This window comes from Actinopolyspora sp. BKK2, from assembly GCF_011291845.1.
Lineage (GTDB): Bacteria > Actinomycetota > Actinomycetes > Mycobacteriales > Pseudonocardiaceae > Actinopolyspora > Actinopolyspora saharensis.
The window spans coordinates 60,045-81,559 of sequence record NZ_JAANTE010000010.1 but is presented as its reverse complement, the minus strand read 5'-3'; the positions used below and the strand labels follow the sequence as shown (position 1 = coordinate 81,559).

At 69.1% G+C, this 21,515-nt stretch carries 19 protein-coding genes; 13 read left to right on the top strand and 6 right to left on the bottom strand.

Annotation, left to right across the window (positions count from 1 at the left end):
* Positions 1-111 precede the first annotated feature (111 nt).
* The 4 genes from G9Q41_RS18530 to G9Q41_RS18515 all read left to right on the top strand — a co-directional run bounded on the left by G9Q41_RS18530 (position 112) and on the right by G9Q41_RS18515 (position 5,857).
* Entirely contained in the window at positions 112-786 is a 675-nt protein-coding gene (locus G9Q41_RS18530) for a response regulator transcription factor (RefSeq protein WP_092524013.1), read from the top strand.
* 22 nt (positions 787-808) lie between these two features.
* Positions 809-2,083 carry an ATP-binding protein gene (locus tag G9Q41_RS18525; RefSeq protein ID WP_092524011.1) on the top strand — a complete coding sequence of 425 codons (1,275 nt, stop codon included), beginning with the start codon at positions 809-811 and terminating at the stop codon, positions 2,081-2,083.
* Between the two features lie 217 nt (positions 2,084-2,300).
* Complete coding sequence (locus G9Q41_RS18520) at positions 2,301-4,343, top strand: alpha-L-arabinofuranosidase C-terminal domain-containing protein (protein WP_165633629.1); 2,043 nt, start codon at positions 2,301-2,303, stop codon at positions 4,341-4,343.
* 26 nt (positions 4,344-4,369) lie between these two features.
* Positions 4,370-5,857, top strand: a complete 1,488-nt coding sequence (locus tag G9Q41_RS18515; protein ID WP_092524007.1) for a family 43 glycosylhydrolase — start codon at positions 4,370-4,372, stop codon at positions 5,855-5,857.
* Between the two features lie 408 nt (positions 5,858-6,265).
* Here the strand turns inward: G9Q41_RS18515 and G9Q41_RS18510 are convergent, their stop codons facing one another.
* Positions 6,266-6,871, bottom strand: coding sequence for a GtrA family protein (locus G9Q41_RS18510; RefSeq protein ID WP_165633674.1), 606 nt, complete (start codon positions 6,869-6,871; stop codon positions 6,266-6,268).
* Between the two features lie 142 nt (positions 6,872-7,013).
* A complete protein-coding gene (locus tag G9Q41_RS18505) occupies positions 7,014-9,500 on the bottom strand; it encodes a sigma-70 family RNA polymerase sigma factor (protein WP_165633630.1) in 2,487 nt (828 codons plus the stop codon).
* Positions 9,501-9,677: 177 nt separating this feature from the next.
* Here G9Q41_RS18505 and G9Q41_RS18500 point away from each other — a divergent pair, with 177 nt between their 5' ends.
* Positions 9,678-10,568, top strand: a complete 891-nt coding sequence (locus tag G9Q41_RS18500; RefSeq protein ID WP_092524001.1) for a hypothetical protein — start codon at positions 9,678-9,680, stop codon at positions 10,566-10,568.
* 155 nt (positions 10,569-10,723) lie between these two features.
* The gene (locus tag G9Q41_RS18495) at positions 10,724-11,908 is read left to right on the top strand and encodes a 5-(carboxyamino)imidazole ribonucleotide synthase (protein ID WP_092523999.1); all 1,185 of its coding nucleotides are present in this window, start codon (positions 10,724-10,726) and stop codon (positions 11,906-11,908) included.
* An 80-nt stretch (positions 11,909-11,988) separates the two neighbouring features.
* On the opposite strand, the gene G9Q41_RS18490 is transcribed toward G9Q41_RS18495, so the two are convergent.
* Complete coding sequence (locus G9Q41_RS18490; protein WP_165633631.1) at positions 11,989-12,189, bottom strand: hypothetical protein; 201 nt, start codon at positions 12,187-12,189, stop codon at positions 11,989-11,991.
* 129 nt (positions 12,190-12,318) lie between these two features.
* On the opposite strand from G9Q41_RS18490, the gene G9Q41_RS18485 reads away from it, so the two are divergent.
* The 7 genes from G9Q41_RS18485 to G9Q41_RS18455 all read left to right on the top strand — a co-directional run bounded on the left by G9Q41_RS18485 (position 12,319) and on the right by G9Q41_RS18455 (position 18,243).
* Positions 12,319-13,182, top strand: coding sequence for a helix-turn-helix transcriptional regulator (locus G9Q41_RS18485; RefSeq protein WP_165633632.1), 864 nt, complete (start codon positions 12,319-12,321; stop codon positions 13,180-13,182).
* Positions 13,166-13,363: a DUF397 domain-containing protein gene (locus G9Q41_RS18480; RefSeq protein ID WP_165633633.1), complete on the top strand. Its 198-nt coding sequence runs from the start codon at positions 13,166-13,168 to the stop codon at positions 13,361-13,363. The genes G9Q41_RS18485 and G9Q41_RS18480 overlap by 17 nt, the downstream gene beginning before the upstream one ends.
* A 318-nt stretch (positions 13,364-13,681) precedes the next feature.
* A complete protein-coding gene (locus G9Q41_RS18475) occupies positions 13,682-14,143 on the top strand; it encodes a DUF2599 domain-containing protein (protein ID WP_165633634.1) in 462 nt (153 codons plus the stop codon).
* Positions 14,144-14,382: 239 nt separating this feature from the next.
* Positions 14,383-14,874, top strand: a complete 492-nt coding sequence (gene purE, locus G9Q41_RS18470; RefSeq protein WP_165633675.1) for a 5-(carboxyamino)imidazole ribonucleotide mutase — start codon at positions 14,383-14,385, stop codon at positions 14,872-14,874.
* Positions 14,875-15,011: 137 nt separating this feature from the next.
* Complete coding sequence (locus G9Q41_RS18465; protein WP_207631405.1) at positions 15,012-16,190, top strand: DUF262 domain-containing protein; 1,179 nt, start codon at positions 15,012-15,014, stop codon at positions 16,188-16,190.
* Complete coding sequence (locus G9Q41_RS18460; protein ID WP_165633636.1) at positions 16,183-17,307, top strand: DUF3696 domain-containing protein; 1,125 nt, start codon at positions 16,183-16,185, stop codon at positions 17,305-17,307. Before G9Q41_RS18465 ends, G9Q41_RS18460 begins: the two co-directional genes overlap by 8 nt.
* Before the next feature lie 21 nt (positions 17,308-17,328).
* The gene (locus G9Q41_RS18455) at positions 17,329-18,243 is read left to right on the top strand and encodes a hypothetical protein (protein WP_165633637.1); all 915 of its coding nucleotides are present in this window, start codon (positions 17,329-17,331) and stop codon (positions 18,241-18,243) included.
* Between the two features lie 91 nt (positions 18,244-18,334).
* Here the strand turns inward: G9Q41_RS18455 and G9Q41_RS18450 are convergent, their stop codons facing one another.
* The 3 genes from G9Q41_RS18450 to G9Q41_RS18440 form a co-directional block, all read right to left on the bottom strand.
* The gene (locus tag G9Q41_RS18450) at positions 18,335-19,120 is read right to left on the bottom strand and encodes a thioesterase family protein (protein WP_165633638.1); all 786 of its coding nucleotides are present in this window, start codon (positions 19,118-19,120) and stop codon (positions 18,335-18,337) included.
* A 103-nt stretch (positions 19,121-19,223) separates the two neighbouring features.
* Positions 19,224-19,949, bottom strand: a complete 726-nt coding sequence (locus G9Q41_RS18445; RefSeq protein WP_165633639.1) for a TIGR03089 family protein — start codon at positions 19,947-19,949, stop codon at positions 19,224-19,226.
* Between the two features lie 75 nt (positions 19,950-20,024).
* Positions 20,025-21,482 (bottom strand): LCP family protein, encoded by a 1,458-nt coding sequence (locus tag G9Q41_RS18440; RefSeq protein WP_165633640.1) that lies wholly within the window; start codon positions 21,480-21,482, stop codon positions 20,025-20,027.
* Positions 21,483-21,515 lie beyond the last annotated feature (33 nt).

The window sequence follows — 21,515 nt, the reverse complement described above, 5'->3', positions numbered from 1 at the left end:
GTGGTTGCGTGGCGGAGGCCGCAGCCGGGCGATGCGCCGCGTGCGCACTCGTGCGGATGGGACAAAACCACCAAAAGTTCGGCCTTCTCGAGTGCAACTAGGCTGGGACAGGTGAGCGTAGTGCTGCTGGCCGAGGACGATCCAGCCATCGCGATGCCGTTGTCCAGAGCTCTGCAACGGGAGGGATATTCGGTCCAGGTGCTCGAGGACGGCAACGCGGCGTTGAGCGAGACGTGCTCGGGAAGTGTGGATCTGCTGGTACTCGATCTCGGGTTGCCCGGGATGGACGGTTTGGAGGTCTGTCGTCGCCTCCGTGCCCAGGGGCGGGGGACTCCTGTGTTGATGCTCACGGCGCGGACCGACGAAGTCGACTTCGTGGTCGGGCTGGACGCGGGCGCCGATGACTACGTCGCCAAGCCCTTCCGCCTGGCGGAGCTGATGGCTCGGATCCGCGCGTTGCTGCGGCGCGGGGCTCCCGAAACCCTGGAGGCGGGCGGCGTCCGCCTGGAGCTGACCGCCCGGCGCGTGCTCGTGGACGACCACGAGGTGCAGCTCGCCAACAAGGAGTTCGAGCTGCTGCGCGTGCTGATGTGGCACGCGGGAGAAGTCGTCACCAGGGAGCAGATCCTGCAGCAGGTGTGGCCGGAGCCCGGCAAGAAGGGCAGCAAGACCCTGGACATGCACATCTCCTGGTTACGGCGCAAGCTCGGCGACGGGCACTACCGCACGGCCGAGCAGCGGATATCGACGGTACGCGGGGTCGGTTTCCGCTTCAACATCGACTGAATCGGTTTCGGGGGCCTTTCGAATGCGCAGGCGGCTGCTGCAGGCGACCTTGCTCGCCGTCGCGGTTACGGCGTTCGTGCTCGGGATACCGCTCGCCGTCAGCGCTCTGAAACTGGTCGAGGACGTCAAGCGCGGCGATCTGGCGACCAGGGCCCAGCAGATCGCCACCCGGCTGGACGAGCAGATCGCCGCGGGCAACCCCATAGACCTCACCAACGTGCGGCTGGTGGTGCCCAACGACGCCAGGTTGACGGTGCGGGTGCGGGACCACGAGTACACCTACGGGGCGGATCCGGGCGAGGATCCGCTGGTCGAGCAGGTCTCGATGGTGCGCAGCGGTACCGTGCGGCTGGCACTGCCCAGCGGACCGGTGCGTACCCAGCAGGTCCAGGTGGCTGGCGGTGTGCTGCTGCTGGCGGTGCTCTCGGCCGCCGCGGGTGGTTTCGTCGCGATCCTCACCGCGCGCAGGCTCGCCGAGCCGCTGCAGCACGTGGCCGATCGGGCGAACAGGCTGGGTGCGGGCGACTTCCGGGCCGACCCCAGACGCCACGGCGTGCCCGAGCTGGACCGGGTGGCCGACGCGCTGGACGCCTCCGGGGCAGCGCTGTCGCAGCTCATGCAGCGGGAGCGCGAGCTGGTCGGGGACGTCTCGCACCAGTTGCGCAGCAGGTTGACCGCGCTGCAGCTGCGGTTGGAGGCCTTGACCGAGACGGACGACCCCGAAACGGCGGAGGAGGCCGGGGCCGCCCTGGAGCAGGCGGAACGTCTTTCCGGAGTGCTGGACGACCTGCTCGCGGCCGCCACGGCCGCGCGCGCTCGGGACGCCGAGCCGCTGGACGTCTCGGCCGAACTGGCCGACGTCGCGGAGGAGTGGCGCGAGCAGTTCCGCACCGAGGGGAGGACCCTGCGGCTGCGCATAGCGGACGGTCTGCTGGCGCGGGCGACTCCGGCGCGGTTGCGGGAGACCATCGGAGTTCTGCTGGACAACGCGCTGCGCCACGGGGAGGGGGCGGTTTCCCTGAGCGCGCGGTACGGCAGCGGGACGGTGCTCGTGCAGGTGGGTGACAGCGGCAGCGGGGTGCCCGACGAGCTGGTGCCGCACGTCTTCGCCCGCGGGTTCTCCGGTGGCGGTTCCACCGGGGTGGGGCTGGCGCTGGCCCGTGCGCTCGTCGAGGCGGACGGGGGACGTTTGGAGCTCAGTTCGGCCCGTCCCGCGACGTTCGAGGTCTACCTGCCCGTGGCCAGGGCGGATGACGTGCTGGGCGTTCCGTGGAGGACCGACTCGACGCCGCGCTGAGTCACCGCCCCGAGTTCCGGCGCTTCCGCGGACGTGGGGCCGTGGTGGTGCGGCGCTGCTGACCGCTCGTCGTTGCCCGTTCGTCATCGCTGTGCTCTCCGGTGGACACGTGCTGTTGACCGGTGACGTGATCGTGGTTACATTTCCGGAATGTCGAACTTGGTTCGATATGTCAGACGTTGTGAGTCACGGTCATCGGAAACCACCTGGAGCCCGCATGTCCCGATTACAGCCGGCGTTCGGTCTGATCACGGCCGCGCTGCTCGGCGCGACCCTGGCCCCCGCCGCGGCCGGTGCCTCCGAGTCCCCCGCCCCCGAGCACTCCCTGCGGATAAACACGTCCGGTGAGACGACTTCCATCCCCGAGACCATGCACGGGGTCTTCTACGAGGACATCAACGACGCGGCCGACGGAGGCCTCTACGCGGAAAAGGTCCGCAACCGCTCCTTCGAGTACGACGAGGTGGACAACCCCTCCTACACCCCGATGACGGCGTGGGAGCCCACTTCGACCGGCGGCGCCTCGGGAACCACCGAGGTGCTCGACGACTCCGAGCGGCTCAACGAGAACAACCGCCGCTACCTGCGGCTGGAACTGAACGGTGACGGACGGCGCGACTCCGCCTACGGCGTGACCAACGCCGGGTACCACTCCGGGATGTCGCTGAAGCGCGGCGAGAAGTACGACTTCTCGATCTGGGCCCGCAGCGACCAGCCCGGCGGCACCCCGCTTAGCGTCACGGCCACCGACGGTTCCGGCTCCCCGGCGGGGCGCACCATGCGGCTGCAGGTCCGGGGCGACGAGTGGACCGAGTACACCGGCACCTTCGTGGCGCACAGCGACACCGACACCGGTGGGCTGCGCGTGCTCGCGCACGGCTCGGGAACCGTGCGGATGGACATGGTCTCGCTCTTCCCGCGCGAGACCTTCAAGGGCGAGCCCAACGGGCTGCGCAAGGACCTGGCCGGCAAGATCGAAGCCCTCGACCCCGGTTTCCTGCGCTTTCCCGGCGGATGCCTCGTCAACACCGGCAGCCACGAGTCCTACCAGGCCCCCGACTGGGAGCGGCGCCGCTCCTACCAGTGGAAGGACACCGTGGGCCCGGTCGAGCAGCGCCCCACCAACGCCAACTTCTGGGGCTACAACCAGTCCTACGGACTCGGCTTCTACGAGTACTTCCGGTTCGCCGAGAACATCGGTGCCATGCCGCTTCCGGTGGTTCCCGCGCTGGTCACCGGTTGCGGTGAGGACAAGGCCACCCACGACCCGCAGCTGTTGCAGCGCCACATCCAGGACACCCTCGACCTGATCCAGTTCGCCAACGGGTCGGTCGACACCGAGTGGGGCGCCAAGCGCGCGGCCATGGGGCACCCCGAGCCCTTCGGTCTCACGCACCTGGCCGTGGGCAACGAGGAGAACCTCCCCGAGGACTTCTACGAGCACTTCGAGAAGTTCCGCGACGCCATCGAGCAGCGCTACCCCGGGATCACCGTGGTCGCCAACTCGGGGCCCGACGACAGCGGAGCCACCTTCGACCGTGCCTGGGAGCTCGCCCGCGAGCAGAACGCGGAGATGGTCGACGAGCACTACTACAACAACCCGCAGTGGTTCCTCGAGAACACGGAGCGGTACGACTCCTACGACCGATCCGGGCCGAAGGTCTCGTTGACCGAGTTCGCCTCGGAGGGCAACAGGTTCGAGAACGCGCTGGCCGAGGCGGCGTACATGACCGGACTGGAACGCAACGCCGACGTGGTGCGCATGAGCTCCTACGCCCCGCTGCTGGCCCACGAGGACAGTCCGCAGTGGACGCCGGACATGATCTGGTTCGACAACGACGAGTCGTGGGGCTCGACGAGCTACGAGGCCCAGAAGCTGTTCGCCAACAACGTCGGCGACGAGGTGGTGCCCAGCGAGCTCGCGCGGTCCGACGAGAAGAACGGGGTCAAACCCGTCTACCAGGTGGTCACCCGCGACGAGCGGACCGGAGAGCTGATCGTCAAGGTCGTCAACGCGCGCGACGACGCGGCACGGGTGCGGTTGAACATCGAGGGCGCGGACAAGGTCGCCCCAGCGGCGGAACTGACCACTCTGCACGGTGACCCGGACGCGGTCAACACGAAGGGCTCGCAGCCGATCCGGCCGGAGCACTCCACCGTGCAAGGCGTGAGCCAGCAGTTCGAGCACACGTTCCCGGCCCACTCGATCAGCTTCATGCGGATCAAGACATCGGGCAACCAGCCGCACACCGATTCGTGAGCACCCCCGGAAAGGAACCCAGGCACATGACACCGCACAACCCGAACCGCCGCGCGCTGCTGCGGGGAACCGGCGCACTGGCGGCCGGGGCCGCCCTCGTCTCCCCGGCCGCCGCCACGGCCGAGACCGGTCATCCGGGAAACGGTCGACCCCAGGAGAAGGCGGGGCCCGCGCTGACCACCCGTGACCCGTTGATCGAGCAGCGTGCCGATCCGCTCATCACGCCTCCGCACCGCGGGATGTACTACATGACCGGCTCGGTGCCCGAGTACGACCGCATCGTGGTGCGCGGGGCGCCCACCATCGACGGCCTGGCCCACACCAGGGAGAGCACCGTCTGGAGACGCCCGAAGTCGGGGAAGATGGCCGGCCACATCTGGGCACCGGAGCTGCACCGCATCGACGGGCGCTGGTACATCTACTTCGCCGCGGGCGACTCCGACGACGTCTTCCGGATCAGGATGTACGTGCTCGAGTCCCGGGCGGAAGACCCCCGCGAGGACGCCTGGCAGCTGCGCGGACAGGTCGAGACGGCCTGGGACACCTTCGCGCTCGACGCCACCACGTTCGAGCACGCGGGCACCCGCTACTACGTGTGGGCCCAGGAGGAACCCGGGATCGACACCAGTAGCAACCTCTACATCGCCGAGATGGACTCCCCGCTGAAGATCAAGGGCGATCCCGTGCGCATCGCCGTGCCGACCGAGGACTGGGAGACCAGGGGCTTCAAGGTCAACGAGGGCGCGTACGTGCTGGTCCGCAACGGGCGGGTCTTCATGACCTTCTCGGCCAGCGCCACCGACGCCAACTACTGCGTGGGGCTGCTGACCGCCGACGCCCGCTCCGACCTGCTCGACCCGGCCTCCTGGACCAAGTCGCCCCGGCCGGTGATGGAGACCAACGAGGCCAACAGCAGGTTCGGCCCCGGGCACAACTCCTTCACGGTGGCCGAGGACGGCGAGACCGACGTGCTCGTCTACCACGCGCGCTCCTACCGCGGGATCGAAGGCGATCCGCTGTACGACCCGAACCGGCACACCAGGGTGCAGAAGCTGAACTGGTACCCGGACGGAACGCCTGCGCTCGGGGTGCCGATCGCGGAGGGCGAGCCCGTGGTCCGGCTCTCACCGCTGGACAGCCCGGACTCGTTCGTGCGGCACGGGGAAGGCGGCCGGCTCGTCGTCGACCGGGTCGACGACCGGGTCGAGCGGAGCCAGTTCCGGATCGTTCCGGGGTTCCTCGACCCGGGCAGGGTGGCGCTGCGCTGCGTCGACCTCCCCGAGCACCACGTCCGAGTCAGCGAGGGCACACCGGTCGTGAAGCCCTACGCGGACAGCGACGAGTACCGCAGGGCGAGCGGGTTCCTCCGCGAGGAGGGGTTGGCCGGTCGCGGCGGGGTGTCCTTCCGGCTGTCGGAGGATCCGCACAGCTACCTCGCGCACCGCGAGGGCAGGCTGGTCGTCGAACGGCCGCGGAGCAGGGCCGATCGGGAGCGGGCTACCTTCCGGATTTAGTGACAGGAGATCGGCGACTCCCTCTGCTTGGTGGGTCGCCTGGCGGAACCTCAGTCGGGGTCTCGCTGCGGGATCCTCGACATCGGGTAGGCACCTACACAACGTCGGGCCTTCCTCGCCGGGCACTCGACTGAGAACCCGCGGCGGTGCCGGCTGCGCAGGTTCGAAGCGCCTGCGTTGGCGTGAAGCTCTGGTGGGGAGTTCCTGTCCGGGGTTGGTGTCGGTTCGGTCGACTCGCGGTGGTGTCGGTTCGGTCGCCCTGTGGTGGTGCCGGCTGCGCAGGTTCGAAGCGCCTGTGTTGGTGTGAAGCTCTGGTCGGGAGTTCCCGGTGGGGCTGCTGCGCCTGCGGCTCCGCTGGGCCGACGCTGCTGAGGGGCCTGCTCACGTCGAGCACCACCACGAGCCGTGCTAGTGGAGGTTTTCCGCGCCGGTGGTCGGGACACCCGTTCCCGCCGAGCCCCGGGTGGGTTCGCGTGACGGGGGCTCGGCCACCGGTCGGTCCGCGCCCTCCCACGGAGCCTCGGTCCTGCCGCCGCTGCGGGAGGTGCCCCGGTCGGCGGGAAAGACCCACTTGCGGAAGGCCCACCAGCGGAAGGCCATGCCCAGCAGGACGCCGAGCAGCTGCCCGGCGGTGAAGTCGGCGATCTCCTCGACCAGTCTGCTCGTGTGCGGCGTCTGCAGGTGCAGGGCGTAGCGGGAGATCCACAGCGGCGCCGCGTAGAGGGCGACGGCTATTCCGCTGAACAGGAAGTACAGGCTCGCCTCGTGGCGACGTTCCCGCCCGCCGCGCGTGCGGAAGGCCCACTCCCTGTTGAGGAGGTAGGACACGATCGTCGCGATGAGCACGGCGAGGACCTTGGCGGTGACCGGCTTCGGCGCGAGCACGGTCCACTTGAGCACGTAGAACAGCGACGTGTCGATGACGAAGGTGCTCGCCCCGACGAAGGTGAACTTCAGCAGCTCGCGATGTCTGACCGCGACCGTGCGTACCGGGGTGGGCAATTGCGCGAGCATCGTATCGACTACCGACACCCGCCGAGTGTACGGAGTGCCGAGCCGCTCACCGGGCCCTCGGTCCGGTTCTCGCCCGAGCGGGTGGCGCACTTAACACCCCCGGAGCGAGCTCGGGAGTTCGCGGTTCGGCACTGCGCATCGCTCACTGCCCGAGCAGCTCCGTGAGTCGGTTCTCGTCCATCCAACGGGAGAGCGGATCGGTTCCGCCGGTCCCGCGGTCCTCCTGCTCGCTTTCCGGTTCGCCGGAGGGGGTGGCCTCCCGCCGCTGGTGCGTGGCGGTCTCCTGCGGCGCGTCCTGCTGCTTCCCGCGGTGTTCGCGGTGTTCGGCACCACCGTCGTCGTCGGGGGAGGGCTCCGTGCTCGCCGGGGAGTCCTGCCCGGTGGTCCCCGGTGCCGGCCGCTGCTCCGCGGAGTCCGAGCCGCTTTCCGGCGTCCGCTCCGGTGCTGATTCCGGAGCGCGGGGTGGTTCGGGGGTTTCCCGCGGCCGGTCCTCGTTCGGTCGCCGGGTCTCCGAGGAGGGGCCCTGCCCGGTGTCCGGCGAGTGCTCGCCGGGGAGGTCCCAGCTGTCGGGGAAGTCCCAGTGGTCGGGCAACCGCGAGCACCAGGACTCCAGCTTCACGAGCTCGCTGTCCCGCGCCAGGTCCAGCGTGGCCGTCACCGACATCCGCGTGGGCTCCGTCCACTCGACCGCGGGCGTGGACGGCAGGTCCTCCGGTGTGGGGGTGCGCAGCGAGAACCAGCGCGCGTCGCGCAGCCACACCGCGAACTCGGTCCGCTGTCCGGGGGACAGCTCTTCGGTGCAGCGCACCTTCGACTCGACGTGCTCACACCCCTCGGGGAGGTGCATCGGCCTGATCCCTTCCGGCAGTTCGAAGGAGAGCCGGGCGGGGCCGGTCGTGTCCCCGGTGTTGCGCACGCTGGCGTGCACCCGCGAGGCCAGCCACGGAACCCCGGACCAGCTCCGCGCGGTGACCCGCACCCCGGGCTCGTCGTCGGGGGCCACGTGGACCCGCACGTCGGCGAGCGAAAGTGACATCCCCCCTGCCGTGGTGAGGTCGACCCCGATCTCGCCGTTCCGGGCGTCCTCGCCTGCCCGCAGCGAGAAGCTCGGCTTCATCGTCTCCCCGGGGCGCAGTCCCCGGTTCGTGGTGCAGGTCAGCACGGCGTCGGCGCGGGCGCAGTCGAACCGCGGTTCCCGCTGCTCGGCAGCGGCGGCGGCCGTGGTGGTGGAGTCGGTCGTCACCCACGCGGGGCCGGTGCTCGCTGGTTCGCTGCTCGCGGGTTCGGGGTCGGCCCGCTCCGCGGGGGAGTCGCTCGGCAGCGTGGCCGTGATGCCCTCCGGCAGGGAGAACTCGGCGGTGATCGGGTCCGAGACGGCCGCGCCGTTGTTGCGGAGCTCGATCGGCAGCGTGGCCGGATCGCCTCCCGCGACGAGCCGTATCGGTTCGCCGGGGCCGCTGGCGACCAGATCGGGCTCTTCGGGCGCGGGAGGGGGTGACCGGTCCGGTTCCGCGGGCTGCGGGGGCGGCTCCGGCGGTGGTGAGGAGGGCGACGGGGGCCGGTCCGGTTCCTCGGGAGCGGGTTCGGACGGTTCGGGCGGAGCCGGGGTGGTTTTCTCCGGGGGAGGCTGGGCCGCGCTCGGGGTGGACTGCTGACCACCCGCCGCGAGGCCGACGGCGACTGCCACGACGAGGGCCACGGTGGAGGCGACCGTCCCGGCGAGCTGCCGGGGCAGGGAGCTCGCCGCGCTCGCTGCCCCGGCAGCTCCACCCGCGGCGCCTGCTCCGGCGGCTGCCGCCGCTCCGCCGGACTTGCCCGCCAGGTAGCCCGCCGCTCCGGCGCCGAGCAGGAAGGGCGCGACGACGAGGCGGAGACCGCCGTTGATGTCGCCCAGTTCCTCGGCCAGCGCGGTGCAGCGATCGCAGGAGTCCAGGTGGTTGTCGACCTGGGCGGTTTCCCGCTTGGAGAGCCCCTTGCGGGTCCAGGCGCCCAGACGTTCCACGGTAGCCCGGCACCGTTCCAGGTCCTGCCCCGAGCTCTCGAGGTTGCCCAGGTGGACCTGCAGGTAGGCCTGCCGCAGTCCCTCGCGGGCGCGGTAGGCCAGCGCGGAGACCCCGTTCGGGGTCAGCCCGAGCAGCGGGGCGACTTCGGCGGGGGACTGCCCCTCGACCTCCAGGTGCCACAACACGGTTTGCCAGCGCTCGGGGATCCGGTTGAAGGCCTGGGTCGCCAGGGAGCGTTCGAGACCGGCCACGGCCGTGTCGGTGAACGGGACGCGCAGATCGGGGTTCTCCTCGGCCGAGATGTCGTCCGAGTACTGCAGTTTGCGGTCCTTGCGCGTGCGGTCGTAGGCGGTGCGGCGGATCGTGGTGAGCAGGTAGGCCCTGAAGGCGGTGTTCGGTCCCTGGCCGGAACGTAACCCCGTGAGCACCTTCGCGAAGGCCTCGGACACGAGGTCGTCGGCTTCGGCGGAGGAACCGGTCAGTTGCCTGGCCATGTTGTGGGCGGCGGAGACGTGCCGTTGGTAGAGCACGCCGTACGCCTCACCAGAACCACCGCGCACGGCTTCGATGAGCTCGTTGTCACCGGCGTCCTCGAAGTCCTCGAATGCGCCCGGGGCGGTTCCCACGCTAGTGCTCTCCCCTCGTTCGGTCCCCGACAGTCGGTCTGGTTTGCACGCGGTTCGGCCGACTCTACTCAGCGGGGATTCTGATCGAAGCCTTCGGGTGAACGCTATTCGCATCACCGTCATGGGGGACGGATCCACACGTCTCCACTCACGGGAGTCACGAGTTTTGGAGGCCGGATGAGACCGTCCGACGAACTGTCCCGGTGGCCGAGCGAGGAGGACGCGGGCGCCGCTGCGGAGGCAGCACACTTGGCTTTCGGCGTGCGTGAGCGCAGACGAGCGCTCCGGGCGCGGTGGAGGAGCGCGACGCTGGCCGCCGGGTGGCCGTTCCCGGCCGATTGGTCCTGCTCCGGGGTGGACCGGGTTTGCGACGCAGTGCTGGGGGAGGAGGAGCTGTCCGACGCGGTGACCGAGCTCGGTGAGCAGCGCGCCGCGGCGGGGATCGGGCTGGACGAGACGTTGCGGGACCTGGCGGTGCTGCACGCGGTGTCCCTCGGGGAGCAGACCGGAGACGCCCTGGTGACCGGCGACTGTTCCCGGCTTCCTGCCGAGCTGCTGCACCGCACGGCCGTGGCCTGGGCGGATGTGGTGGCGGGGCGTTCGACTGCCCGGGAGGTGGTCGATGCCCTGACCGGGCTGACCACGCAGGCCTACCTCCGGATGCGGCTGCACGAGGTGTACTGCGAAACCAGCGGGGACGGGAACCGGGGACAGGTGTGGGAGGCGGACCGCTACGAGCTGCTCGCGGTCACGTTGCCGCTGTCGGAGCGCACCGGCCGCTGGGCCAGGATGATGGGGGTGGTGCTCGCCGCCGACGTCCTCCGGAGCGTCTTCGACTCGGGGGAGACGCTCTCCCTGCTGCGGGAGTCCACCCCCGTGGTGCTCACCAGGATCCGCAGCGGACTCGCCGAGCGGCGCGCCTGGGCCGAGCTGATGATCGCCGACCGGCTGCGGGCCGATCCCGAACTGCGGACGGGGTGCGTCTCCGCGGAGGAGGTGCGCCTGCGGCAGCTGCGGCTGCCCTCCGAGTACGCGGAGGCCTGCGAGCTGCTCGACACGCTCGGCTGACCAGGGCTCTCGAGTCCGGGCTGCGGGATTGCCGCTCGGCGGGAGAAGTCCCCCGCGCTGGCCGTCGTCCCTGGGGAGACGGCGCGGACCTCGGTGAGCCGTTGAGCTCCCTCGGTGCGGGGGCGTTCACCCGGACCGGGTAAAGTACCCGGGCTGTGGACCACCGCACCGCAACTCCCGTCGTCGGCATGGTCGGTGGTGGCCAGCTGGCGCGCATGACGCACCAGGCGGCCATCGGACTCGGCCAGTCGTTGAAGATACTGGCCGCCGCTCCCGGCGAGTCGGCGGCTCTCGTGGCGCCGAACGTGGAGATCGGTTCGCACACCGATCTGGCCGCCCTGCGCGCGTTCGCGAGCGGGTGCGACGCCGTCACGTTCGATCACGAGCACGTTCCCTCGGAGCATCTCCGGGCGCTCGCGGCCGAGGGGGTCGCCGTGCACCCGGGGCCGGACGCGCTGCTGCACGCCCAGGACAAGCTCGTCATGCGCAACAAGCTCGCCGAGCTGGGGCTCCCGGTTCCGCCGTTCGCCGAGGTGAACGGTGTCGGGGACGTGCTCGAGTTCGGAGCCGAGCACGGTTGGCCGTGCGTGCTCAAGGCCGCTCGCGGCGGTTACGACGGCAAGGGCGTCTGGGTGCTGAACACCCCGGACGGGGCGCACCGCACGGTCAACGAGCTGCTCGAGGCGGGCACCCCGCTGATGGTCGAGAAGAGCGTGGCGCTGCGCAGGGAGCTGGCCGTGCTGATCGCGCGTTCGCCGTTCGGCCAGGGGGCGGCCTGGCCGGTGGTGGAGACCGTGCAGTCGGAGGGGGTGTGCGTGCAGGTGCTCGCCCCGGCCCCGGACCTCTCGGAGGAGCTCGGGCAGCGCGCCCAGAACATCGGGCTGCGCATCGCCGAGGAGCTGGGGGTCGTCGGGGTGCTCGCCGTCGAGCTGTTCGAGACGGCCGACGGGCTGGTGATCAACGAGCTGGCCATGCGGCCGCACAACTCCGGCCACTTCAGCATCGAGGGGGCGCGCACCTCGCAGTTCGAGCAGCACGTGCGGGCCGTGCTGGACTACCCGCTCGGCAGCACCGAACTCACCGCGCCGGCCGTGGTGATGGGCAACGTGCTCGCCGCCCCGACCGAACCGAGGATGAGCGTGGACGAGCGGGTGCACCACCTGTTCGCCCGCTACCCGCACGCCAAGGTCCACCTGTACGGCAAGACGGAGCGGCCCGGTCGCAAGGTCGGGCACGTCAACGTGCTCGGCGACCGGATGGACGAGGCGCGCGAGCAGGCGCGGCTGGCCGCGCACTGGCTGGCGCACGCCGAGTGGCTCGACGGGTACTCGATCCACTGAACCGGGCGATTCTTCGCAGGTTCGACGCCCCCCGGCGGTGCCGGTGGCCGCGTCCACCGGCACGAGGGGTGCGCAGCCGCTCAGCCGTGCTGCTTTCGCCGGAGCTCGTGGAGCGCTGCGGTGCCGTTGTGGAGGAGGTTGTCCAGGCCCGCTTCGGTGGCGACGAGTTCCACGCCCGATCCTCGGCCGCCGAGCTCCATTTCCACGAGGTCGCCGCACACCGCGTAGCGGATCGGGCAGTCGTCCACCTCGACCCAGACTCCCGTGTCGATCCCGTTCATCGTGGCTCCTTCCGTAGATGAGGTTACTTGAATTCAAGCAAAATTGATTCAAGTGGAACAAGAGGAGATGCAGGGCCCGATCAGGTGAGAGTGCGCAGGTGCGATGATCCTTCCTCAGGAGGTCCGCAGATGATCACATCGTCATCTCCCGCTGCCGTGCGCTACTATCTCGCGCTTCGATTGGGGCGGCTTCGGGATGCAGCGGGGCTGACCAAACAACAGGTGGCCAAGCGTATCGGGCGTACCGGGCAGACCGTTGCCAATATCGAGAAAGCCGTCAACGCGCCAACTCAGAGCGACCTGGAGAAGTTGCTCGAGATCTACGAGGCTTCCGAAGACTTCTCCGAACTGCGTGATCTGCTACCCATCGCGCGACGCAGCGTTCCGAAAAGACAGGCTCCCGTGCCTGAGGACTACGACCTTCGGCTGAACCTGGAGGTCGGTATGGCGGAGCTGGACATCCTCAGTGGTTCGCTGGTTCCGGGGTTGCTGCAGATATCCGCCTACGCTGCTGCCGTTTTCCGGGCCAATCCGAACCTCTCCGACGAGGAGATCGACCAGCTCGTGGAGGCCCGGATGAGCCGGAAGGAAATCTTCACCAGGCAGGAAGATCCCGTTCGGCTGTACGTGGTCGTGGACGAGAGCGTGCTGTACAGGCCTCGCGGCGGTGCTGCCGTGATGCGGGATCAGCTCGACTACCTGCTGGACGTGGCCCGCACACCGGAGGTGGATCTGCAGGTCCTCCCGCTGGACGCCGGATCCTACCTGGGCGAGGGAACGTCGTGGACGATCATGAACTTTCCCGCTCCGCTGAAAGGGCATCCCGGGCTCGTTCATCTGGATTTGCTTGGTGAAGCTCGTTACATCGACGACAGCTACATGGTGGAGCAGTATCAGCGGGCGTGGCGCCACATCATCGCCACCGCAGCCTCACCGGAACGATCTCTGGACATGATTCGGGAAGCGAGAGGAAAGTATGTTCCCCGCAGTTGAGCAGCTGTCCCTGGAGTGGTGCAAGTCCAGTTACAGCGACCCGGAACGCGACTGCGTCGAGGTGGCCGGTTCGTCCGATGTGGTCGGTGTGCGGGACGGCAAGCAGGGGGACGGTTCGCCGGTGCTGGTGTTCGGTGCCGCTCGGTGGCGGGACTTCCTGGCCGCGCTGCGGAACGGTTGATTCCACGACCCCCGTGCGAGGACGGTCCTCCGCGCGTGGGGCGCTCGCGAAGCAGTCCTGTCTGCTCTGTCCGAGTTACCCGGATCGGGTGGGATTGTCGCGTGGGCGGCTCGATGTTTCGCACGTGGTTTTCCGGGCGCTTCGGAGTTGGTACAACCAGCGACGACTACCGAGCGTTTCGGTTGGGTGACTCGGAGTTTCGGGCCCGTCGTGCGTAACGACCACGTGCGCGAGCGGCGGGCGGAGCCCGCTCCGACGGCTCGCCCGCGGCTCGGTGGGCGGCAGTAGACCGACTCCGTCGCGAGTGGAGGATCGAGGATGTTCAGTACCACCACGGCAACCCGTTCGACCAGACGGCTCGCGCTGGCCGCGGCCACCGCCCTGGCCGCCTCCGTGCTGGGGATGGGAACCGCCACGGCCCAGGAGCACACCGCCCAATTGCCGCCGGACCAGGGCTGGCGCTCCTGCGGCAGCCTCCTGATCAACAAGGCTTCGGTGCAGAACGAGGGCGACATGTTCAAGGTCAACCTGGTTCCGGGCCACGCCCTGCGCGTCCCGCACCCCTCGGTCGGCGTGGCCTGGGGCGATCTGCGGAACTGCGTGACCTTCCCGAACGAGGACACGCTGCGCCAGCAGTTCGACTGCCACGCCGCCTTCGCCCGCAAGGAGAAGGAGTGGAACATGGAGTCCGACCGGCCGTCCAACCCCGGCTGGAAGTCGGACAACCCCCAGCAGCACCAGTGCAACTGGGGCAGCAGTGACGGCGGCGGTTCCTCCTGATCGAGCTCCTCCGCTCCCCGCGTCCGAGGGCGGGTGAGGGCCCGTGTGGCCGGGGAGGGGTCGGGGCGGTCACGAGTCGCCACGAGCCACCTCCCCGCCCCGGGCGCACCGGGTGCTACTTCCACCGGGGCACGGCCGACCGTCTAGGCTCTGCGGTGAGCAATCCAGCCGCGTATCGGGAGGAAGTCTTGGCGGAGTCCGGTGAACAGCGTTCCGGGGAGCCACTGGTCGGCCTGGTCATGGGCAGCGACTCGGACTGGTCGGTGATGCGGGAAGCGGGTCGGACGTTGACCGAGTTCGACGTCCCCTACGAGGTGGGGGTGTACTCGGCGCACCGCACTCCGCAGCGGATGCTGGACTACGCGCGCGGTGCGGCCGACCGCGGCATCAGGGTGATCATCGCGGGTGCCGGGGGAGCGGCGCACCTGCCCGGCATGGTCGCCTCGGCCACGGTGCTTCCCGTGATCGGGGTTCCCGTGCCGCTGAAGCACCTGGACGGCATGGACTCGCTGCTGTCGATCGTGCAGATGCCCGCGGGCATCCCGGTCGCGACCGTCTCGGTCGGCGGGGCCGGCAACGCGGGACTGCTCGCGGTGCGCACCCTCGCGGCGGACTCCGGTGAGCTGGGCAGCAGGCTGCGCACCCGCATGGCCGAGTACCAGGACGGGCTGGAGAACAAGGTGCTGGACAAGCACTCCGCGCTGCAGGAGCGGGCCGGTGGTGACGACTGAGTGCGCTCGCGTGGGACGGAGTAAGTTCCCTGATCCGGTGTTACGGCCCCGGAACGGCCCACGAGCATGCGAACATCGATTGTCGTGAACCCGATCAGGAGCGAGCCGACGAACCGCGACGGTGCATGGTGGATACGATGAACTCGACCTCTTACGGCCAGCAGGTCTCGTGGGGCGATCTCGACGAGGAGTTCCGGATCGACTCGGGTGGGTACAGCCTGGACCTGGACCGGGAAATGACCGAGGATCGGATTCAGGAGCCCTTCGATCCGGAGCGGATCGATGTGCGCACGCGCAACATGACGGTCGATCTCCTGCTGGCGCGCCTCAGAAGGGGTGTCCTGGACCTGACCCCGGACTTCCAGCGCCGTGCCGGTATCTGGAAACCCGAGGCGCAGAGCAGGCTCATCGAGTCACTGTTGCTGCGCATCCCGCTGCCGAGCTTCTACGCGGCCGAGAACGAGAACGAGGAGTGGGCGGTGGTGGACGGGGTCCAGCGGCTGACCACGATCGCCCGTTTCATCCAGCCCGAAAGTCTCGGTGCGGAGCCGCTCGTGCTGCGGGACTTGGAGTACTTGGGCTACGAAGGGTTCACCTACCAGGACCTCCCCGGGCGTTTGCAGACCCGGCTGGTCGAGACGGAGGTGTTGATTCACCTGATCGGGAAGGCCACTCCCGAAGAGGTGAAATTCAACATCTTCGGCCGGATCAACACTGGAGGGCTGCCGCTGAGCCGCCAGGAACTCCGGCACGCGCTGATCCGGGGCCGGGCGCGGGAGCTGCTCGCCGAACTGGCGGAGTCCACCGCTTTCCAGCAAGCCACTCAGGGCAGCGTCAACGATGCCAGGATGTCCGACCGCGAGATGGTGCTCAGGTTCCTGGCCTTCCGGATCACGGATCTGGACGAGTACGACTCCACGAATCTCGACGACTTCCTGCGTGAGTCGATGAAGAAGCTCAACCACCTGAGTGAGGAGCACATCGAATCCCTGAAGAGGGACTTCGTCACCGCCATGAACTCGGCGGTGGAGATATTCGGCGAGCACACCTTCCGCAAGAGTCTGCGTGGGCAGGCCGGCAAGAAACCCATCAACAAGGCGCTGTTCGAGACGGTCTCGGTGAACCTGGCGATACGTTCCGCGGAGGAGCGTCGGTTGCTCGCCGAACGTCATGACAGTATTGCCTCAGGTCTCGGGAAATTGCTCAATGACAAAGAGTTCAACGATGCTGTGTCGGGAGCGACCGGTTACCGCAAAAGGGTGCGCAAGCGTTTCCAGGACGTGAACAAGCTTTTCGCCGAGGTGATCGATGCTTGACCGGGTCGAACTCGTCAACTTCAAGGCCTTCCGGGAGGAGGTTGTTCCGCTCGGCAACCTGACCCTGCTGGCCGGGCTGAACTCGACGGGCAAGAGCACCGTGATGCAGGCCTTGGCTCTGCTGCGTCAGTCCTACGTGTCCGGAGCGCTCGTGGACGACGAGCAGGCGGGGCTGCTGCTCAACGGCGATCTGGTCGGGTTGGGCACCGGAAGGGACGTGCGTCACGAGAACTATGCCCACGCCGGTCCCGGGGGCGAGGGCATCGTGATCGGCTTGCATGAAGGCGGTGGCGAGTACAGGTGGAACGCCCGCTACGAGCGGGAGAGCGATCTGCTGGAGCTGGACTCGGGCCCCGTCGAGCACGCGGAGTTGTCCTCGCTCGCCCCGTTCGGAAAGGGATTCCAGTACCTCAGGGCGGATCGGATATTCCCCTCGGTGCGGTATCCCAGGTCGCACGATGTGGCCATCCGACGTGGTTTCCTCGGTGCGCAGGGCGAGCACACCGTGAACTACCTGCGATATCACCAGGACGACATCGTCGAGGACGAATCGCTGCGCCATCCGCGGGCGAACTCGACCACACTGCTCGCACAGACCGAAGCGTGGATGCGGGAGTTCTGCCCCGGAGTCAACCTGGAAGCCGAGGAGATCACCGACACCGACTCGGTCCGACTGGGATTCCGCTTCGGAACCGCCGGCTTGTCCTCCTCCAATCGCCACCGTCCGACGAACGTGGGGTTCGGGCTCACCTACACCCTTCCGATCGTGGTTGCCTGTCTCACGGCGGGTTCCGGCGGACTCGTGCTGCTCGAGAACCCCGAGGCCCACCTGCACCCACGAGGTCAGACCAGGATCGCTTTTCTGGCCTGCCGTGCGGCCGCCGCCGGTAGTCAGCTGATCGTGGAAACCCACAGTGATCATATACTCAACGGTGTTCGCCTCGCCGTGAAACGTGACAAGATTCCGGCTTCCGCGGTGCGGATGCACTACTTCCGTCGTGAGGGGGACGGAGTGGAGTTCGTAAGTCCCGTGGTGGGAGAGGACGGGATGCTTTCGCAGTGGCCCGAGGGCTTTTTCGACGAGTGGGACGAGTCGCTGGACGCGCTGTTGGACTGAATCGAAAGGATACTGGGGGCATTGCGCGTACTGCTGTTCTTCAACGAGTTGTCCTGCGCCAACGAGGCGAGCGAATCGGAGATCGACGAGCGCATGGTCGAGTTCGTCGAACTGGTGAGGCAGGCCCGTGGGAAGCGCAGGGATACGGCCCTCGTCACTACCTCTCCGTTCAAGGACATGGAGCTGGGTGACGATTACCACGTACGACAGTGGATCAACAAACGGGAGAACAGGGACAGATGGCGTCTCCTGCAGAGCGCTCGCAACGTGTCCCCGGTTTCCTCCGTTCTGCCCGAGTCCGCCTCCGCCGAGGTCGAGTATCATCACCAGGGCCGTGCTGCGGAGGCCATCGGAGGGGCGCACCTGGCTGATGGGCTGGCCGTGAGTCTCGCTGTCGAGTCCACCTGGCACAGCCCGTGGGTAGTGGTGGATCGAACGCAGGCAGTCGAGGATGCCGATGGTTCGCTCTCCCTGGAGAAGGACGTCGTAGGAGTCCGGCACGCCGCCGGTTCCGCGGATCTCCGTTCACACGACGAGTGGTTGGTCTCCTCCGGACTTTCCGGGATAACCACAGGTGGGCAGCTCTGGCAGGCACGTGAGGACTTCTTCCCGCATCTGAGATTCCTGCCTCGAACGAAGGACGACCTGGAACAACTCGAAACTCACAGACTCCGGGCAGTTCGCGAGCGGTTGCTGGAGCTGGAGGCGGCCATGGCCGAATGGCGTCCCGAACTGACCGCCCAACCCGCCTGGAAGTCGCACGTGACTCCGGAGAGCGCCACCCGCAAATCCCTGTGTGAGTTCCGGGATACGGACGGTGCGTTGCGGACTTTCGACATGCACGCCCGCTTCACCCCGGGGGCTGGAAGGCTGCACTTTCGGCTCGTTCCCGGTGAGGGAGTGCTGACCGTGGCCTACATCGGAAAGAAGCTCTGAAAAGTCCGTTCGAGCTCTCGTGCTTCTGTCTCGTCCACGCCAATCGGCAACACCCGTGCGACCGACCAGCCGCACCGGGAGACCGGCCGCCTCAGCCGAGCTCGTTGACGAGCACGGCCTCCTGGGCGCTGCCCACCGGCCCGTGTGGGTCGAACAGCCGCGCGCGGGCCAGGCCGATGCCGCTGGTCTCGACCTCGCGCCTGATCTCCATGCCGAGCCACTCGCCCGCGGGTTGCCGGTGCAGGTAGCAGGTGATGTCGGTGTTGATCCACGGGCCGAACAGCTCGCCGACGGGGCTGGCCGCGCTGATGCAGTCCACGAGCGTGGCGGTGTGCACCAGGGGGGTGAGCGTTTCCCCGGGCAGCAGCGGCACGGGCATGCGCATCCACACCCTGCTGGCGTCGGGGCTGCTCTGGTCGTCGATCCAGCGGACGTCGACCACGTCGTGCACGCCCCAGCGCAGCCCCAGCTCGGGAGGGATCAGCGAGCCGTCGGCGATTCCCTCGGGCCCGGGGAAGGGCGCGCCCGGCTCGTCGGAGGGCCCCTCCAGCTCGGTGGGGCGCAGCGCCTGAACGGTCGCCCGCGTGCGGACCTCCCCGTCGCAGACCAGTTCGGCCTGGACCACCTGGAGTCTCTTGCCGGAGCGCAGCGTCGTCGTCGACACGGACACCTCGCGGCGGGGAACCGGGCGCATCAGGTCGAAGGTCATCCGGGCGACGAACAGCTCGGGATCGGTGAGGCTCCGCTCTACGGCCCTGGCGAGCAGCCCGGCGACGGGGCCGCCGCCGGTCAGCTCTCCCCACGGGTTGCCCGCCGCCTCGGTGGGCAGGAACCGGTCTCCCGCGAACTGGAACAGCGACTGGGTGGTATCGGACACACGCAGATGCTACTTGCGAGTAAGGCAAATTGCGATACGGGACGGGGTCGTTTTTCACGGGCGTCGAGCGGGTGCCCGTCCCCCGACGCCCGCGCCCGCCTCGTCAGCCGGTGCCCAGCTCCACGGTGGTCCGCTCGTCCCCGCGCCGCTTGTCCAGCAGCTGGGAGGTGTCCGCGGGAAGTCCCGTGAGCTGCACCAGCGAGGCCTGGGCGGCGATCACGGCCAGCAGCCCGTCCAGCACCCCGTCCGGCAGCGTCCAGTCCAGTGCGGACAGCACCCGGTCCTGCTTTCCGATCCCCAGGGACTCGGCGCGGTTCCGCGCGGCCTCCACCAGCTCGTCCACCGTGCGGTCGAGCAGGGCCGGGGTGTCACCGGGCACGGGGATCACGGGCGAGAACTCGTCGCCGCGGATGCGCACCTCGGAGGCGAAGTCCAGCACCCCGTCCTCCAGACCGGAGACGGAGCCTCCGAGCGCGTCCAGGCCGACCGCCACGGCGGTGTCCGCCCCCTCGGCCTCGGAGATCCGGTCCCCGGGGACGAAGGCCGCTTCCGCGCCCGCGGCGGAATCGACCACCCTGGCCCCGCACCACCAGGCCCCGAGCAGGATCCCCGCCGTCTGCCAGTGCGCAGGCAGGCGCACCGCGACGGGGGTGCCCGGTTCGGCGTCGAGCTCCTCGGTCAGCCAGTTGGCGGTCTTGGCGGCCCAGTTGCCCAGGGTGGCCCTGGAGAGCTCGACCCGCCCTCCGGCGGCTTCGTCGTAGTGCGTGATCAGCGGTCGCGAAGCTCCGCTCGCCAGCATCGGAGCCAGCAGCGTTTGCGTGACGCTCATGAGGGCAGGCTAACGGACGGCGTCCGCACCGGAGGCGCCCAGGAACGTCGAAGCCGCGACTGAGGACGGCGTTCCCTAGTAGACGCAGGGAATCCCGTCGGCAGTGATCTTGTCCGGAGCGGAGTCGCTCTGCCCGGCGGCGTCGGCCCCGTCCAGCATCAGCGAGCGGCTGCCCGTCAGCCGGTGCGTGGGCTGCTCGGAGGTGCTGCCGGGGGCGCTGCCCGAGGTGGTTCCGGAGGTCTCCGGGGCGGAGGACGTGGCTCCGGGGGCGTCCCCGCTGTCGACGTCGCGGCCGAGTTCGGAGAAGAACCGCCGCACGCGCCGGTTGTCCACGGACACGACGCTGCGCCCCCGCTCGTCCCTGGCCGCGGGGTCCTCCACCGGGATGGTCGTGAAACCTATCCGTCCCGAGGCCAGCGACTGCATCCTGCTCACGAAGTCCATCAGCTTCCAGTCGCTGTCCAGCACCACGGACTTGCGCGCGGCGTCGACGAGCCGGTTCAGCTTGGCCGTGTCCGTGAGCGTTCCGGTGGACAGCAGCTTGTCGGTCACCGCGGCCATGAACACCTGCTGCCGCACGACGCGGTCCAGGTCCCCGTCGGGAAGGCCGTGCCGCTGCCGGACGAAGGCCAGCGCGTCCGCTCCGGAGACCACCTGCGGCCCCGCGCGGAAGTCGGCCCCGGAGTCCTTGTCGCTGGTGGCGCGCCGCAGGCACACCCGCACCCCGCCCAGGGCCTTGGTGACCTCGTAGAAACCGAGCAGGTTGACCTTGGCGTAGTGATCCACCCGCACCCCGGTCAACTGCTGCACGGTCTGGACCAGGGCCCGCTGGCCCGCCCGGTTCGCCCGGTCGGCCACCTCCTCGGCGGTGTGGCCGCCCGCGGCCCGCAGCTCGTCGGCCCGCTCCGACCTCGCGAGCCCGTAGACCCCGTTGATCTTCTCGGTTCCACCGGAGCGGCTGACGGCCGTGTCCCGCGGAATGGACACCGCCGTGGCCGCGCTCCCGTCGTCGGGGATCCGAACCAGAATGATCGTGTCCGTGTTGAGCCCGCTGGTGGATTCCGTGCGCAGGAGCTTGAGCACCTCGGGCGGCAGCGGGTTGCCCTGGGCGTCGGTCCTGCTGTCGCTGCCGACGAGCAGGATGTCGGTGGCCGTGTCCTCCGGAACGCTGCCGGTGACGTCGCCGCTGAGCACGTCAGTCGTGCTCAGCCCGCTCCGGAAGAACTGCACCGCGCTCCAGCTCGCGGCGGTGAACGCCAACGTCGTCACCGACACGAGCACGACCAGGCTGCGCAGGGCGATCCGCGCCGCGCGGCGCGCGGTCCCGCCGCGTCGGCCGCGAGCACTCCGCTCCGGAACGGTGTCCCCGCGAACGATGGTCCCGCCGAGGGCGACCTCCTCCGCGGAGGAGGAGCGCTCCGCGCCCGCCTGCTCCGCGGGACTCGCCTCGTCACCCGGAACGACCTCCTCCGGAGGGCCCGCCCGCTCGCGCGAGCCCGCCGGAGGCGGGACCTGTTCGTCGGGCTCGTCCACGTGGTCCTCCTTCGGCCCGGCCTGGCGGGACGG